The following is a 16,286-nucleotide window of genomic DNA, read 5'->3' on the forward strand; positions in this document are numbered from 1 at the left end:
GTCATGCTCATTCTGAACCGGTACTCGTGGTGGCTGGGAGCCATGGTGGGGCTGGCGATTCTGCTCGGGATCGCCGGGCAGGTCGGCGTGCTGAGCCCGGTGCAGGGCATTTTCCTGCGGGTCACGTCACCGTTCGAGGCGGTGCTAAGCGGGATCTTCCGGCCCGTGGCGGGGCTGCTTTCGAGCGCGGGCGAGGTGGACGACCTGCGGGCGGAGAACGCGCGGCTGCGCGTCGAGAACGAAGGGCTCCGGAATGAGCTGGCGCAGCGGCAGCAGGACGCGCAGCGGATTAAGGAGCTGGAGGCGGCGCTCGGGCTGGCGCAGGGCGACACCTCGCAGTCGCGGCTTGCGGCGAACGTGGTCCACCGCGACAGCTCGCCGTTCACCGATGTGATTACGATCGACCGCGGTTCGAACGACGGTATCGTGAAGGGGATGGTGGTGACATCGACGCAGGGGTCGTTGATGGGCACGGTGACGCGGGTGACGCCGACGCGGTCATTTGTCCGGCTGATTACCGACACGCGGAGCAACGTGCGGGCAGCGGTGCTGGGCGGAGAGGGCGCTGACGGTATTTTGCGCGGCAACCCGGGGCGGACGCTGACGCTCGACATGGCGCAAGGGGATATCAAGGTTGGCGACACGATTGTGACGGCCGGGCTCGGGGGCGCATTCCCGTACGGTATCCCCATCGGTACGGTGACATCGGTGGAGGGTACGACGCAGGACCTGTTTCCGAAGGTGCGGGTGGAACCGCTAACGCGGCTGGGGACCGCAACGACGGTGCTCGTGCTGATGAGCTTCGTGCCGGAACGGCTGGACCTGGAGGCGGGGCCGTGAAGCCGCTAGCGCTGGTTGCGCTGGTCTTCGGGGCGGCGATCGGCCAGGTGACGGTGGCGCCGCTCTTCCCGGTCGACGGGGCGGTGCCGGAGCTGGTGCTGCTGAGCCTCTGCCTGGTTGCGGCGTTCAGCGGACCGGTGCCGGTGATGGTGCTGACGCCGCTGGCGGCGGTGATGCACGGGATGCTGGCGGACCGGGATGCCGGGCTGCTGCTCATCGCCTATCTGCCGGTGCTGCCGCTCGGCGCACTGCTCGAGGATGGGCCGCTGCCGCTGGGGCATGCGGCACGGACGTACCTGGTGCTTGCCGGGGCCGGGGTCCTGGCGCGGAGCGTGCTGGCCATCGGCGCGATGCTTGGCGGGGCACCGGCGCTGTTCGGGCCGCTGCTGGTTGACGTGCTGCTGCCGGGGCTGTTCCTGGATGTGCTCCTCCTGACGATCTGTTATCTGCCGCTGCGGCTGGCGGGCCTCGAAGGGGGCAGCTTCCGGCTGCAGCGGGGAAGGTACTTCGCTTACCGATGAGCCTGCTGGGTGAAGGGCTGCGCACGCCTGCGGGGCCGTCCCGCAACCGGCCGCACGGCAATGTGGCGGTGCTGCGAGCGTTCATCCTGCTCCTCTTCGCCATCCTGACGGTGCGGCTGGTTGATATGCAGATCCTGCGGGGCGAGGAGTTTGCGCAGCGGTCGCGGGAGAACCACATCGTCCGGACGAACATCCTGCCGACGCGGGGGCTGATTACGGACCGGAATGGGGAGCCGCTGGTGAAGAACGTCGGGGTGTACGCGGCGACTATCCTGCCGGAGATGCTGCCGGCGTCGCCGGAGGCGCGCTACCGGATTTACCTGCGGCTGCAGGAGCTGATCGGGGTGTCGCCGCTGGAGGTGCAGACGAAGGTCGATGAGGCGATTGCAGCGGGGCGGGACTACATTGCCATCCGGATAGCGACGAATCTGCCGCGGGAGGCAGCGCTGGCGCTGGAGGAGGCGTCGTCGGACCTGCCGGGGGTGAGCCTCGAGGTGACGCCGGGGCGGCTGTACACGGCCGGTGCGGCATTCTCCCACGTCCTCGGGTATATCGGGCCGCAGACGGCGGAGGAGGCGAAGCGGCTGCGCGAGAGGGGATACCAGCTGAACGAACCGGTGGGGAAGGAGGGGATCGAGGCATGGTACGAGGCGGACCTTCGCGGCCAGATTGGGTACACGGCGGCGGAGCAGAATGCGCAGGGGAAGCTGATTACGCTGCTCGGGCAGCAGGACCCGGTACCGGGAAACACGTTGCGGCTGAACATCGATGCGGGCCTGCAACGCTACGTGGCGGAGCTGCTTGAGGCTTCGATGGAGGACAACGGTACCGGCTGGGGCGATGCGAAGCAGGCTGCGGCGGTGGTGATGAATGCGAAGACCGGGCAGGTGTATGCGCTCGTTTCGATCCCGACGTACGACAACAACGTCTACGCGGATGCGGAGCGCCGGGCGGATGAACTGCTGCGCATCCAGAACGACACGGTGACCTACACGCTGCTGAACAAGGCACTGAACCCGGCGGCGCCGGGCTCTACCTTCAAGCTGGTGACGGCGACCGCGGGGCTGGCGGAGGGGAGCATTACGCCGAACACGGCCTTCCAGATCGGCTGCAGCCTCGACATCAAGGGCGAGAACGACGTCATCTATAACTACCCCGACTGGCGCTGCCACAACATGGTGATGGACGTGCGGACGGCGATTGCGTGGTCGTCGAACGTATTCTTCTTCCTGACGGCGGGCGGCGACCTGGAGCGGCAGCGCGGGCTGGGCAAGGATGTCGAGACCTCGGGCGCGGTGCTGGCGGCGTGGGCGCGGAAGTTCGGGTTTGGGAAGCCGACGGGCATCGACCTGTTCGGCGAATCGCCGGGGCGCGTGCCCGACCCGCAGTGGAAGCGGCGGACGAAGGTCGGCGAGGGCTTTGCGCCGGGCGAGAACGAGTGGTTCCTGGGCGATACCTACAACACAGCGATCGGCCAGGGGGATGTGCTGGCGACGCCGCTCCAGATCGCGCGGATGACGGCGGCGATTGCGAACGGCGGGACGCTCCCGGTGCCGCACGTAGCGGACGCAGTCATTGGGCCAGACGGCAGGGTGGTCCGGACGATTGCCCCGGAAGGCGAGAGGGTCGATGTTGACCCGCGGTGGCTGGAGGTAGTGCGCGAGGGGATGCTCGGTTCGGTGCAGTACGGGGCCGGGGCGCGGGCCGCGAGTTCACGGACGACGGTGGCCGGGAAGACTGGGACGGCGGAGTTCTTCAAGCCGGACGGGACGAAGTCGCAGCACGCCTGGTTCACGGGCTTCGCGCCCTACAATGACCCGGAGATCGTGGTGACGGTGTACTTCGATATCGGCGTCGGCGGCGACAAGGCGGCGCCGGTGGCCGGGAAGATTATCGACTATTACATGGAAAAGGTACGCCGGTGACGAGCCTGACCTTCGGCAGCTTTGGGCGCACGCGGGCGGGGACCTCGTTCTGGCGGGGCTGGGACCGGTTCGATTACGTGATGGTGGGTGCTGCGCTGGCGCTCGTCGGGTGCGGGTTGGCGCTCATCCACAGCGGGTCACGGCCGTGGTACGACGGGCCGATCACCAGCCTCTCGAGCCCGGTGGCGAAGCAGGCGCTGTTCGCGGCGGTCGGCATCGCAGTGATGCTGGCCATCTCGCGGGTGGACTACCACCGGTTCCTGCATTACGCGTGGCTGCTGTACGGGCTCTCGATCCTGTCGCTGGTGGCGCTCTTTGCGCTGGGGAGCACGGCGTACGGGTCGACGCGGTGGTTCGACCTGGGGCCGGTGCAGGTGCAGCCGTCGGAGTTTGCGAAGGTGGCGGCGATCCTGTGTCTTGCGCGGTTCTTTTCGGAGCACGGGGGCGATGCGCGCGACCTGCGCTCGCTGCTGCTGTCGCTGGCGATTGTGGCTCCGCTGGCGGGGCTGGTGTTCATCCAGCCCGACCTGGGGACGAGCATTGTGTTCGGGGGCATCTGGCTGGGGATTGTGGTGATTGCCGGAGCGAACCGGAGTCACCTTGTGGTGATGGGGGCGATATTTCTTGCGGTGCTGCCGTTTGTGTGGACGTTCGCGATTGCGGATTACCAGGTGGAGCGGGTGGCGGTGCTGGTCGACCCCAACGAGGACCCGCTTGATGCGGGCTATAACGTTCTGCAGTCGCAGATTGCGCTGGGGTCGGGGCAGTTGTTCGGCAAGGGGTACATGCAGGGCGACCAGACGCAGCTGGAGTACCTGAAGGTGGCGACGAAGGACTTTATCTTCAGCCTGCTGGGCGAGGAATTCGGCTTCGTGGGCGCGATGGTGCTGTTCGCGCTCTTCATTCTGCTGCTGATGCGCGGGGTACGGGCAGCGCAACTGGCGGGCGACACGGCGGGGCAGCTGGTCGCCGTCGGCATCACGATGCTGATCTTGATGCAGACGTTCATCAACGTTGCGGTGAACGTGAGCCTGTTCCCGGTGACGGGCATTCCGCTGCCGTTTGTTAGCCAGGGAGGGTCGTCACTGGTCAGCCTGTTCGCCTCGCTGGGGCTGCTGCAGAGCATCGTGATGCGGCATCGCTCGTACCGGCAGACCTGAGAGCCCCACCCGTTCGAGCGCATCGGCGAGAGATGCGACCCGGGTGAGCTGGAGCCCCTCGACAGTGGGGGTGCCGGCCGGGACGACGGCGCCGCGGAGGCCGAGGCGGGCGAGTTCGGCGAGGCGGCGGTTCGCCTGGTGGACGGGGCGGACGGCGCCGGAGAGCGCGAGTTCGCCGAGGAAGGCGGTGCCGGCCGGGAGCGGGCGGTCGCGGATGGCAGAGGCGAGGGCGAGACAGATGGCGAGGTCGGCGGAGGTGTCGCGCAGGCGGAGGCCGCCGGAGACGCTGGCGACGATATCGAGCGCGCCGGAGGGGATACCGCCGCGGCGTGCGAGCACGGCGAGGAGGAGGTGGAGGCGCGCGGGTTCGATGCCGGCGGCGATGCGGCGCGGCGCGGCGAGGGAGGACGGGACGGCGAGGGCCTGGACCTCGACGGCAAGGGGGCGGGAGCCTTCGATGACGGCGGTAATGGCGCAGCCGGAGGCACCGGGTGTGTGCGGCGCGAGGAAGGCGGCGCTCGGGTTCTCGACGCTCTGCAGGCCGGTGCCGGTCATTTCGAAGAGGCCGAGTTCGTCGGTGGCGCCGAAGCGGTTCTTGACGGCGCGGAGGAGGCGGAGGACGCCGCCTTCGGCGGATTCGAAGTAGAGGACGACATCGACGAGGTGCTCCAGGAGCTTCGGGCCGGCGACCTCGCCGCCCTTGGTCACGTGGCCGGTGACGAGCGTGGCGGTGCCGGTCCCCTTGGCGAAGGCGAGCAGGCGGGCGCCGGCTTCGGCGAGCTGGGCGGGGCCGCCGGCGCGGGACTCGAGCCCTTCGACGGTGACGGACTGGATGGAGTCGACGACGAGGACGTCGATGCCGGCGGACTCGGCAGCGGCGAGGGCGGCATCGAGGGACGGGTCGGCGATGAGGTCGACGGGGGCATCGGCGACGCCGAGGCGTTCGGCGCGCATGCGGACCTGGCGCGGCGATTCTTCGCCGCAGAGGCAGGCCACGCGGAGGCCGCCGCGGGCAAGGCTGGCAGCGGCCTGGAGCATGAGGGTGGACTTGCCGATGCCGGGGTCGCCGCCGACCAGGATGAGCGAGCCGGGGACGATGCCGCCGCCGAGCACGCGGTCGAGCTCGGAGATGGCGGTGGCGTGGCGTTCGGCGGTATCGCCCTCGACGGCGCCGAGGCGCACGAGCGAGGCGGCCGGGGCCACGGCACCGGCACGCCTGGAGGCAGCGGTCCCCCGGGGGGCATCGGCGAACGGCTCGAGGGTGTTCCAGGCGTGGCAGCGGGTGCAGCGGCCGACGTAGGCGACGGTCGTCCAGCCGCAGGAGGAGCAGCGGTAGCCGCGTTCGGTGCGGGGCACCCGGCGAGTATAGGGGCGGCCGGCGTCAGGGCGCGACGAAGAGGACGTCGCCGGGGCCGAGTTCGGGGCGAATGCCGGGCGGGATGTAGACAGCGCCGGCGGCGTCCGGGTAGTACCAGCGGACGGCAGGGGCGAGGTTGACGCCGTCGAAGAGGGTGAGCCAGCCGGGGACGTTGCCGGTGCAGTAGACAGTCGCGCCGGGCGGGAGCTCCGGGTGCCGGGCGCGCAGGGCGTCGACCCACTGCTGCTGCTGGCCGGGCCCCCATGCGGTCCACTCGTCAATGCGGTCGAACGTGGCGAAAGTACCGAAGCCGAGGAGGAGGATGCCGGCAGCGGGTGCAGCGGTGCGGAGGCGGAGGGGGAGGAGCGCGAGGAGGTCGGCCGCGACGATGGCGAGGCCAAGGGCGACCCACGGGACGGTGAAGTAGAGGTAGCGGGGGCCGATGCCGAGCAGGTTCGGGGCAACCGCGAGGAGGGAGATCAGCGCGCCGACGAGGAGCACTGCCGGGCGCCACCGGCCGAGCAGGGCACAGGCAACCGTAAGGAGCGGGATGACCGGGGCGGAGACTTCCTGGAGCAGCTTCCGCCAGCCGTGGAGCCCCTCGACCCGCTCGCGGAAAGGGAAGAGGAGGAGTTCGAGGAGGGTGCGGTAGTTGCGCCAGGCGTGGTTGCCCCAGTCGAAGATCTCGCGGTTGGCGAGGGGCTCGGTGAAGAGGCGGGTGCGGATGACGGCGTAGGCGACGGCGAGAGCGGCGAAGGGGAGGAGCGGCAGCCAGGCAGCGCGGCTCCGGAGCTGCCATCGGCAGGTGACTGCGAGGTGCCAGCCGGCGATCACGGGGAGGGCGACCCAGCCGGATTCACGCGTCATGACGGCCAGGGCGAGGAGCAGGACCGCGAGGACGACGGGCCGCCAGCGGACCTTACCCGGGCGGTCCGTTCCGTAGAGGAACGCGAGCCATGCCCCGAGGGCGAGCGGGAGGGCGATGCTGTTGACCGAGGAGATCCAGGTGACGGCCTGGTAGGTGCCCGGGTAGACGGCGACGATGCCGGCGGCGATGGCGCGGACGGCGCGGCGCTCGTCGATGCGGGCGGCGACGAGCCAGGTGAGGACGACGGCGGCGAGGTGGCCGGCGAGGACAAGGAGGTGGTAGGGCAGCGGGTTTCCGCCTGCAAGCGGCTGGAGCAGTTCGAACCAGAGGAAGGCGAGCGGCCGCCAGAAGTCGCGGGTGAAGGGGAGCAGGGGCTCACTGCCCCAGGGGGTGAAGACGGCGCGGACGTAGTCGGGGGTGGAGAGTTCGCGGGCGGCGAGGAGGTAAAAGTAGTCGTCGAGCCAGAACGGGGAGGTGAGCGAAGGCGCGAAGGCGGTGACGGCGGCTGCGAGGGTCAGCAGGAGTGGCCAGTTTGTCCTTGCCCCGCTCGCGAGCCTCCGGCGCATCCGCGGCAGCATATCGGACGGGGCCTCAGTTGGCTTCGGCGGCACGGTCGAGGAAGGGCCGGACAGCGGCAGCGAGGGCGGCGTGCTCGGGGAGTTCGAGCCGGGGGTCGCGTTCGAGGATGCGGGCGGCGAGTTCGCGGGCGCGGAGGAGGATGTCGCGGTCGGTGAGGCGGGCGACGCGGAGCATGGTGTTGGTGCCGCTCTGGAGGCGGCCCCAGGTTTCGCCTTCGCCGCGCATGCGGAGGTCGACCTCGGCGAGGGCGAAGCCGTCGGTGGTTTCGCACATGGCGTTGAGGCGTTCGCGGGCGTCGGGGCCGGGGTCCTCTTCGCTGGAGAAGAGGAGGCAGTAGCTCTGTTTGGCGCCGCGGCCGACCCGCCCGCGGAACTGGTGGAGCTGGCTGAGCCCGAACCGTTCCGCGCCTTCGATGACGATGACGGTGGCGTTGGGGACGTCGATGCCGACCTCAATGACGCTGGTGGAGACAAGGACCTGGGCCTCGTTGCGGGCGAAGCGGGTCATGACGTCGTCCTTCTGGCGGGCGGACATGCGGCCGTGGAGGAGTTCGACGGCGTAGCCGGCGAGCGGGCCGGTGCGGAGGTACTCGTACTCTTCCTCGGCGGAGCGGACATCGAGGGATTCGGACTCTTCGACGAGCGGGCAGATGATGTAGGCCTGTTCGCCGGCATCGAGGCGCTTGCGGAGGAAGCGGTAGGCATCGGGGCGTTCGTCGGGGCGGTACCAGCGGGTGCGGATGGGCTGGCGGCCGGGTGGGAGTTCGTCGAGGGTCGAAACTTCGAGGTCGCCGTAGACGGTGAGAGCCAGGGTGCGGGGGATCGGCGTTGCGGTCATGACGAGGAGGTGCGGGTTGCGGCCTTTCTGGCGGAGCCGGGCGCGCTGCATGACGCCGAAGCGGTGCTGTTCATCGACGATGGCGAGGCCGAGGCGGGGAAACTGGAGGTCGTCTTCGATGAGGGCGTGGGTGCCGATGACGATATCGGCGCCGCCGTGGATGGCATCGCCGCGGACCTGAGCGCGCTGGGCCGGGGTGAGCGAGCCGGTGACGAGGAGGACGCGGAGGCTGCGGCCGAGCCACGAGGGGCTGAAGACGCCATCGAGGGCGGAGAGTTCGCCGCCGCCGAGGAGGCGGGCGAGGGAGCGGTAGTGCTGCTCGGCGAGGATTTCGGTGGGCGCCATGAGGGCTGCCTGGTACCCGGCGGCGACGGCGGCGAGCATGGCGGCGAAGGCGACGACCGTCTTGCCGGAGCCGACGTCGCCCTGGAGGAGGCGGAGCATGGCGTTGGGGCCGCGGAGGTCGCGTTCGATGTCTGCGAGGGCTCGCAGCTGGGCGCGGGTGAGGGGGAAGGGAAGGCTTTCGATGAATGGCTGGCGCAGTGCGCCGAGGTCGATGCAGGGGGCGTCGACATTGCGCTGCCATTCGGCGCGGCGGAGGAGGACGGCGCACTGGATCGCGAGGAACTCGCCAAGGGCGAGGCGCCGGCGGGCGCGCTCGGCGTCGTCGGGTTTCGCCGGGGCGTGGTAGGTGCGGATGGCGGCGGCGATGCCGGGGATGCGCTCCTGTTCGCGCAGCCAGCCGGGGACGGGGTCGACGACGGCGTCGGCGACGGCCTCGACGGCGCGGGCGACGACGGTGCGGATGGTCTTCTGTCCGAGCCCGGCGGTGGCCGGGTAGACCGGTTCGAGGCGGGCGAAGCTATCGCCGGCGCGCTCGAGCTTCTCGAACTCGGGGTTCTCGAGCTGGAGGCGGCCGCGGTAGCTGCGGACCCGGCCGGCGAGGACGAGGCGGTCGCCGGTCTTGAGGGCGCGAGCGACGTAGGGGGCGTTCCACCAGATGACGGGGAGGGCGGCGGAGCCGTCGGAGACGAGCGCGCGGGTGCCGCGCAGGCGGCCGCGCGCCTTGAACTCGGCGGCCTCAAGCACGTCAGCGACGATGGTCTGGAGTGTGGAGGAGGGTTCGAGGTCGGCGATGCGGCGGAGGTTGGTGTAGTCGTTGAAGCGGCGGGGGAAGAGGAAGGCGGCATCGCCGACGGTGGTGACGCCGAGCTTTTCGAAGCGTGCGGCGATGGCGCGGCTCACGCCGGGGAGGTCGGTGAGCGGGCAGGCGGGGCCGAGGGGCGGGGGCGGCGGGTCGGCGGGGCGGGCCGCGCGCTGGCGGCCGGGGACGGCTTTCGGCGCGGCCGAGGCGGGGCGCGGTGCGCCGCCGGCGAGGGCCGCGAGAACTGCATCGACCCAGCGCTCGCGCTCGTCCGGGGAGAGGGAGCGGTAGCCGCCGGGGGGGAGCTGCCGGGCTGCGGCAGCGAGCGGGGAGTTGCGGAGGTGGCCGTCTTCGGCGAGCTGGACGAGGAAGCGGTCGAGGCCGCCGATGACGGCGGTGTTCCGGCAGCCGCCCTGCCGTTCAAGTTCGAAGACGCGGCGGAGGCGCGCGGGGTCAAGTGTGCGGGGGGCGGTCATTCGCGCTCGAGGGCGGCGACCCCAAAGGCGCCGGGGCCGGTGTAGGTGCCGACGACAGGGCCAAGGTAGGCCGTGTGGAGGGTGGTATGGGGCAGGCGGGGCCGGAGCCCTTCGGCGGCGGCAGCGGCTTCGGCGGGGAGGTCGCCGTGGGCGATGAAGAGCTCTTTGGCGCGCGGCATGGCGGCGGCGAGCTCGAGGATGCGTGCGTGGGCGCGGGCGCGGGTGCGGACCCGCTCGAAGGGGGCGACTTCGCCCTGGTCGACGGTGAGGATGGGCTTGATGCTGAGGATGGAGCCGAGCAGCGAGCGGGCGCGGCCGATGCGGCCGCCGCGCTGGAGATATTCGAGGGTGTCGACGGCGACGTAGACGGTGACGCGGTCCATGGCGCGGCGGGCGACGGCGACGACCTCGGGGAGGGATGCGCCCTCGGCGGCGGCGCGGGCGGCTTCGAGGACGATGAGGCCAAGGCCGACGCTGACGTTGTAGGAATCGATAAGGTCGATGTGGAGGTCGTGCTTCAGTGTTTCGCGGGCGACTGAGGCGGAATTGAGCGTGCCGGAGAGCTTTGACGAGATGTGAATGGAGACAATATCGGCCCCGTCGGCGCCGGCGGCGCGGTAGGCCTGCTGGAAGCGCTCGACGGAGGGCTGGCTGGTACGAGGGAGGACCGGGGAGGTGCGGAGCCGCTGGTAGAAGTCAACCGGTGTGATGGTGACGCCGTCTTCGAAGGCCTGTTCGCCGAAGATGACGGTGAGGGGCACGACGGTGATGCCGTGCGCTGCGACGAGGTCGGGCGGGAGGTCGCAGGTGGAATCGGTGACGATGCGAACGGTCATAAATGTTCAGGCGCCTATGCGGGAGAGTATAAGGCCTGCGGATCGGCGGGTAGAATAGGCGGCGTGGCAACAGTAAAGCTAGCGCCATCGATATTGACTGCAGATTTCGGGCGGCTGGCGGACGAGGTCCGGGCCGCGGAGGCAGGCGGCGCGGATATGCTGCACCTGGATGTGATGGACGGGCGGTTCGTCCCGAACATTACGTTTGGTGCACTGGTGGTGGAGGCCCTGCGGAAGGTAACCTCGCTGCCGTTCGACATCCACCTGATGACGGTGGAGCCGGAGCGGCTGATTGAGCAGTTTGCGGACACGGCGGACATCATCAACGTGCACATCGAGGTGTCACCGCACATCAACCGGACGATCGACGCCATCCATCGGCTGGGGAAGAAGGCCGGTGTGTGCATCAACCCGGGGACGCCGGTGGCCGCGATCGAGGAGTCGCTGCCGGACGTGGACCAGGTGATGGTGATGACGATCAACCCGGGCTGGGGCGGCCAGCAGATGATCCTCCGGCAGCTGGAGAAGGTGGCGCAGATCCGGCGGCTGCTGGATGCGGGCGGCTTCAGGGCGGACATCGAGATCGACGGGGGCGTGAAGGCGCACAACGCTGCCGCCTGCGTGCGGGCAGGCGCAACGGTGCTGGTGTGCGGTTCGTCGGTCTATAACGCGGAGAAGAGCGTGGCCGAAAACCTGGCGGAGCTGCGGCGGGCGGCGAGCGCCGGGTAAGGGGCTCAGCCGATTTTGATGCCGGCCTCGCGGAGGCGAGCAAGCAGACCGATCGCCTCCTCGAGTTCGGGGTCGTGCTCGGTCGTCTGGCCTTCGTAGAGCAGGTAGTCGAGGTCGGCGGCGGTGTAGCCGTAGCGGTCGAGGATATCGAGGGCCTGGCGGATGGCTTCCTGCGTATCCGGGACGTGGCGGGCGATCCAGTCGTCTGTGGTGCGCATGGGGACCTCCGTCGGCGGGTGTCTTTCCATCATGACACAGGCGCCGCGCACGGGTGCGGGCGAACGGCCGCAGCACCGGGGACCGAATGGGGGCAAACCCTGATTTTGGGCGAGAGGTGCGGATTGTCACTCAACGTCCACCGTGTTCACCCGATTGTCACCGTAGAAGCCCGGGAGGGCGGCAACCTCGCCGGGAGCAATCACGAACCGGGAGAACCGGAGGAGACGACAATGACCCGGATCATGACGAACGTGAGCGCCATCAACGGGCAGCGGAACCTTGCGCGGACGGGCCTGAAGATGGGGAAGACGCTCGAGAAGCTGGCGAGCGGCTACCGGATCAACCGGGCGGCGGACGATGCCGCGGGGCTCGCCATCAGCGAGAAGATGCGGGCGCAGATCCGGGGCAACAAGCAGGCGCTCCGGAACGCGCAGGACGGCATTTCGATGCTGCAGACGGCCGAAGGCGCGATGGACGAAGTGCACGCCATTCTCCAGCGGATGCGGGAGCTGGCAGTCCAGGCGGCGAACGGGACGTATGCGGACAACGGGCCGGAGCGGACGAGCATCGGCGAGGAGATCGTCCAGCTGCGGAAGGAGATCGACCGGATCGCCTTCAGCACGGAGTTCAACGGCCAGAAGGTGCTGACCGGCGCGCTCTCGAGCGTGGCGGCAGGCGTGGCGGGCACCAACCTGGTCCAGGGCGAGACCATCGGCTACGTGAATGCCGGCGCGAGCGGCACCCACCTGGTCTCGGGCGACTCGCTGCCGTCGGGCGGCACCCGCACGGTGACCTTCGCGACGGCGCCTGCTGGCGACTACGTGTTCGTGAACAACGGCGGGGTGCTGGAGATGCGGCTGGGCGGCGCGAGCGGGACGCTGGTGGCGACGGCAGCCGGCTTCGCCTCGGGCTCATCGATTGCGGGCGGCTCGGCCGGGTCGGTGGTGTTCTCGAACGGGTTCACGCTGACGATTACGACCGACCCGAACCCGTACAGCTGGACGAGCTTCCTGGCCGATATGGCGGTTGGCGGCAACCAGAACCTTTCGATTAACGGCCTGACGGCGACGACGATTACCGCGACGACGGCGCGGCCGCAGACCTACACGTTCACCTCGCCGGGTGCCGGGCAGCTGACGCTGACGGGCGCGGACGGGACCTCGCAGACGCTGACGATCACGAACATGGCGCCGAACGAGACGCGGACGCTCGACTTCAACCAGCTCGGGGTGAGCGTGACGCTGCAGACGGGGCCGGCGGGGCGGACGGCAGCGCAGGTGATCACCGACCTGACGGGGGCGACGAACAACACCATCATCATCGAAGGGACGGGGAACACGTCGACGCTCCAGGTGGGGGCGAACGTGCCGGACACGCTGCAGCTGGAGTTCGTGAGCATGCTGAGCGAGAACCTTGGTTCGCCGGCCTACAAGCTGGGCGGGTCGTCGGGGCTGATCACGACACTGGGGGACCAGGTGGTGAAGACGATCCAGGACGCGCACAACCTGATGAGCGCGCTGGACGGGGCGATCCAGACGCTGAACAGCCGGCGCGGCACGCTCGGCGCGGCGCAGAACCGGCTGGAGCACACGATCAACAGCCTGGGCGTTTCGGTGGAGAACCTGACGGCGAGCGAGAGCCGGATCCGCGATGCGGACATCGCCGAGCTCTCGAGCGACCTGGTGGCGCAGAACATTCTGCAGTCGGCGGGCGTGGCGGTGTTGGCACAGGCGAACCAGACGCCGCAGGCGGTGCTGAGGCTGCTCCAGAGCTAATCCGCGACCTGATCGAGGCCGCTCTCCCGGGACGGGGAGGTCACGCGAGGTGACCTCCCCGTTGCCGTGTGCGGGGGCGCTGGCCGGTCGGCAGTGATGACCGGGACGGGGGATTGTCACGCAGCGTCCACCGGGGGCACTGAATCTCCACCGGTGTACCCCCGGCAGTTCCCTTGCTGCACCCCTAATCGTTCGTGACGGGGCCGATACCCAAGGCGTCAGGCCTGCCCAAATCCACACGCGGGGCAGGGCCGGGGGCATCCCGGCAGAACGAGAAGGGGAGACGCAGGATGTCTTCGATCGTCACGAACGTTGCTGCCCTGAACGGTCAGCGCAACCTCAACATCACGGCAGCGAAGATGGGGAAGGTGCTGGAGAAGCTCTCCAGCGGCTACCGCATCAACCGCGCCGCCGATGATGCCGCGGGCCTCGGCATCTCCGAGAAGATGCGCGCCCAGATTCGCGGCAACAGCCAGGCCATCCGCAACGCCAAGGACGGCATCTCCATGATCCAGACCGCCGAAGGCGCCATGGACGAGATCCACTCCATCCTCCAGCGCATGCGCGAGCTGGGCGTCCAGGCCGCGAACGACACCTACGACACCGCCGCGCGGACCTCGATCGGCACCGAGCTCGTCCAGCTCCGCCAGGAAATCGACCGCATCGCCAACGCCACCAACTTCAACGGCCAGAACCTCCTCACCGGCGCCCTCACCGGCACCCTCGGCGGCACCTCCGCCAACGACCTCGTCGTCAATGACGCCGTCGGCGCCGCCATCGCCACCGAGATCAATGTCGCTGGCGCCAAGCCCGGCACCTACACCTTCACCTACAACGCCACCACCGACGAGCTCACCCTCACCGGCCCCAACGGCCAGGCGCAGGTCATCACCGTCTCCGCCATCGCCGCCAACGGCTCCCAGACCCTGAACTTCAACCAGCTCGGCATCTCCATCAAGCTCGCCTCCACCGCCGGCGAAACCGCCGACAACATCGGCGCCGCCCTCACCGCCGCCGCCAACGACACCATCGTCGTCACCGGCTCCGGCGCCGCCGCGCTCCAGGTCGGGGCGAACACCACGGCCTACGACGTCATGAACGTCTCCTTCAACGACGTCCGCGCCACCCAGTCCACCGGCCTCAACCTCCTCTCCGGCGGCGGCGTCGACTGGACCTCCGCGTCCACGATTGTCGCCGACAATGCCGCAGCCCAGGCGTTCATCGACCAGATCGATGCCGCCATCACCACCCTCAACACCCGCCGCTCCGACCTCGGCGCGGCCCAGAACCGGCTCGAGCACACCGTCAACAGCCTCGGCGTCGCCGTCGAAAACCTCACCGCCAGCGAAAGCCGCATCCGCGATGCCGACATCGCCGCGTTGTCGACGCAGATGGTCAGCAGCCAGATCCTGCAGCAAGCGGGCACGGCGGTCCTGGCGCAGGCGAACCAGTCGAGCCAGGCGGTCCTGAGCCTCCTCCGGTAATCAGCCGGCCCGGCCGATAACGCCCAAGGCGCCCCTCCCGGTGACGGGAGGGGCGCTTCGGTTTGTCCCGGAGCGGGGACGCGGCGGCGCGTTCACCCTCCTGTCACCGGCCGTTCCCCAGGCCGCAACCGCGGCCACCTGTTTGCCACCCGGACGCACCCGTTTCGCCCCCGGATGCGGGTCTGCAACCGGGCGATACCCAAGCTGACACCACTGCCACCGAGGTGGCACCGGCCAGGAGGCCGGGGGAACAGCAAAGGGGAGAACAGGTCACATGTCGTCGATTGTCACCAACATCGCTGCGCTCAACGGGAACCGGAACCTCGGGATCACGAACGCGAAGATGGGGAAGGTGCTGGAGAAGCTCTCCAGCGGCTACCGCATCAACCGCGCCGCCGATGATGCTGCGGGCCTCGGCATCTCGGAGAAGATGCGCGCCCAGATTCGCGGCAATACCCAGGCCATCCGCAACGCCAAGGACGGCATCTCCATGATCCAGACCGCCGAAGGCGCCATGGACGAGATCCACTCCATCCTCCAGCGCATGCGCGAGCTGGGCGTCCAGGCCGCGAACGACACGAACGACACCGCCGCGCGGACCTCCATCGGCACGGAGCTCATCCAGCTCCGCCAGGAAATCGACCGGATCGCCAACGCCACCAACTTCAACGGCCAGAACCTCCTCACCGGCGCCCTCACCGGCACCCTCGGCGGCACCTCCGCCAACGACCTCGTCGTCAATGATGCCGTCGGCAACGCCATCGCCACCGAAATCAACGTCGCTGGCGCCAAGCCCGGCACCTACACCTTCACCTACAACGCCACCACCGACGAGCTCACCCTCACCGGCCCCAATGGCCAGGCGCAGGTCATCACCGTCTCCGCCATCGCCGCCAACGGCTCCCTGACCCTGAACTTCAACCAGCTCGGCATCTCCATCAAGCTCGCCTCCACGGCCGGCGAATCCGCCGACAACATCGGCGCCGCCCTCACCGCCGCCGCGGACGACACCATCGTCGTCACCGGCTCCGGCGCCGCCGCGCTCCAGGTCGGGGCGAACACCACGGCCTACGACGTCATGAACGTCTCCTTCAACGACGTCCGCGCCACCCAGTCCACCGGCCTCAACCTCCTCTCCGGCGGCGGCGTCGACTGGACCTCCGCGTCCACGATTGTCGCCGACAATGCCGCAGCCCAGGCGTTCATCGACCAGATCGATGCCGCCATCACCACCCTCAACACCCGCCGCTCCGACCTCGGCGCGGCCCAAAACCGGCTCGAGCACACCGTCAACAGCCTCGGCGTCGCCGTCGAGAACCTCACCGCCAGCGAAAGCCGCATCCGCGACGCGGACGTCGCCCAGCTGTCGAGCGAACTCGCGAGCAAGACGATCCTGCAGCAGGCGGGCGTCGCGGTCCTGGCGCAGGCGAACCAGTCGGCGCAGGCCGTGCTGAGCCTGCTCCGCGGCTAAGCGGCTGAGGGAGCACGTGCCCGTGCGGGCCCGGGGTCGCCCCCGGGCCCGCTTTTTCGCGCGCG

At 69.4% G+C, this 16,286-nt stretch carries 13 protein-coding genes; 8 read left to right on the plus strand and 5 right to left on the minus strand.

Going from position 1 to position 16,286, the window contains the following annotated elements; genetic code table 11:
- The first annotated feature begins 3 nt into the window (after window positions 1-3).
- The 4 genes from mreC to rodA are packed head-to-tail and all read left to right on the plus strand — an operon-like array spanning window position 4 to window position 4,446.
- On the plus strand, window positions 4-840 hold the full coding sequence (gene mreC / locus A9A59_RS12435; RefSeq protein ID WP_098504570.1) for a rod shape-determining protein MreC: 837 nt from the start codon (window positions 4-6) through the stop codon (window positions 838-840).
- Window positions 837-1,361, plus strand: a complete 525-nt coding sequence (locus A9A59_RS12440; protein WP_098504571.1) for a hypothetical protein — start codon at window positions 837-839, stop codon at window positions 1,359-1,361. Before mreC ends, A9A59_RS12440 begins: the two co-directional genes overlap by 4 nt.
- Window positions 1,358-3,286 (plus strand): penicillin-binding protein 2, encoded by a 1,929-nt coding sequence (gene mrdA, locus A9A59_RS12445; protein WP_098504572.1) that lies wholly within the window; start codon window positions 1,358-1,360, stop codon window positions 3,284-3,286. The genes A9A59_RS12440 and mrdA overlap by 4 nt, the downstream gene beginning before the upstream one ends.
- Window positions 3,283-4,446, plus strand: a complete 1,164-nt coding sequence (gene rodA / locus A9A59_RS12450; protein WP_098504573.1) for a rod shape-determining protein RodA — start codon at window positions 3,283-3,285, stop codon at window positions 4,444-4,446. The genes mrdA and rodA overlap by 4 nt, the downstream gene beginning before the upstream one ends.
- Here the strand turns inward: rodA and radA are convergent.
- From radA to A9A59_RS12465, 4 genes are read right to left on the minus strand one after another with little or no spacing between them, the layout of a single operon-like run.
- Window positions 4,369-5,802: a DNA repair protein RadA gene (gene radA, locus A9A59_RS12455; protein WP_165772720.1), complete on the minus strand. Its 1,434-nt coding sequence runs from the start codon at window positions 5,800-5,802 to the stop codon at window positions 4,369-4,371. The genes rodA and radA overlap by 78 nt on opposite strands.
- 25 nt (window positions 5,803-5,827) lie before the next feature.
- A complete protein-coding gene (locus A9A59_RS14165) occupies window positions 5,828-7,237 on the minus strand; it encodes a hypothetical protein (RefSeq protein WP_165772721.1) in 1,410 nt (469 codons plus the stop codon).
- Between the two features lie 25 nt (window positions 7,238-7,262).
- Window positions 7,263-9,707, minus strand: coding sequence for an ATP-dependent DNA helicase RecG (recG, locus tag A9A59_RS12460; RefSeq protein WP_098504575.1), 2,445 nt, complete (start codon window positions 9,705-9,707; stop codon window positions 7,263-7,265).
- Window positions 9,704-10,543 (minus strand): DegV family protein, encoded by an 840-nt coding sequence (locus tag A9A59_RS12465; RefSeq protein WP_098504576.1) that lies wholly within the window; start codon window positions 10,541-10,543, stop codon window positions 9,704-9,706. The genes recG and A9A59_RS12465 overlap by 4 nt, the downstream gene beginning before the upstream one ends.
- Window positions 10,544-10,606: 63 nt before the next feature.
- Here A9A59_RS12465 and rpe point away from each other — a divergent pair, with 63 nt between their 5' ends.
- Window positions 10,607-11,272 carry a ribulose-phosphate 3-epimerase gene (gene rpe / locus A9A59_RS12470; RefSeq protein ID WP_098504577.1) on the plus strand — a complete coding sequence of 222 codons (666 nt, stop codon included), beginning with the start codon at window positions 10,607-10,609 and terminating at the stop codon, window positions 11,270-11,272.
- A gap of 5 nt (window positions 11,273-11,277) precedes the next feature.
- On the opposite strand, the gene A9A59_RS12475 is transcribed toward rpe, so the two are convergent.
- Entirely contained in the window at window positions 11,278-11,490 is a 213-nt protein-coding gene (locus tag A9A59_RS12475) for a hypothetical protein (protein WP_098504578.1), read from the minus strand.
- 123 nt (window positions 11,491-11,613) lie between these two features.
- On the opposite strand from A9A59_RS12475, the gene A9A59_RS12480 reads away from it, so the two are divergent.
- From A9A59_RS12480 to A9A59_RS12490, 3 genes are all read left to right on the plus strand, one after another.
- The gene (locus A9A59_RS12480; protein WP_133117618.1) at window positions 11,614-13,266 is read left to right on the plus strand and encodes a flagellin N-terminal helical domain-containing protein; all 1,653 of its coding nucleotides are present in this window, start codon (window positions 11,614-11,616) and stop codon (window positions 13,264-13,266) included.
- A 290-nt stretch (window positions 13,267-13,556) separates the two neighbouring features.
- A complete protein-coding gene (locus A9A59_RS12485; RefSeq protein ID WP_098504580.1) occupies window positions 13,557-14,750 on the plus strand; it encodes a flagellin N-terminal helical domain-containing protein in 1,194 nt (397 codons plus the stop codon).
- A gap of 274 nt (window positions 14,751-15,024) precedes the next feature.
- Window positions 15,025-16,221 carry a flagellin N-terminal helical domain-containing protein gene (locus A9A59_RS12490; protein ID WP_098504581.1) on the plus strand — a complete coding sequence of 399 codons (1,197 nt, stop codon included), beginning with the start codon at window positions 15,025-15,027 and terminating at the stop codon, window positions 16,219-16,221.
- Window positions 16,222-16,286: the final 65 nt, after the last annotated feature.

The organism is Tepidiforma thermophila (genome assembly GCF_002563855.1).
Lineage (GTDB): Bacteria > Chloroflexota > Dehalococcoidia > Tepidiformales > Tepidiformaceae > Tepidiforma > Tepidiforma thermophila.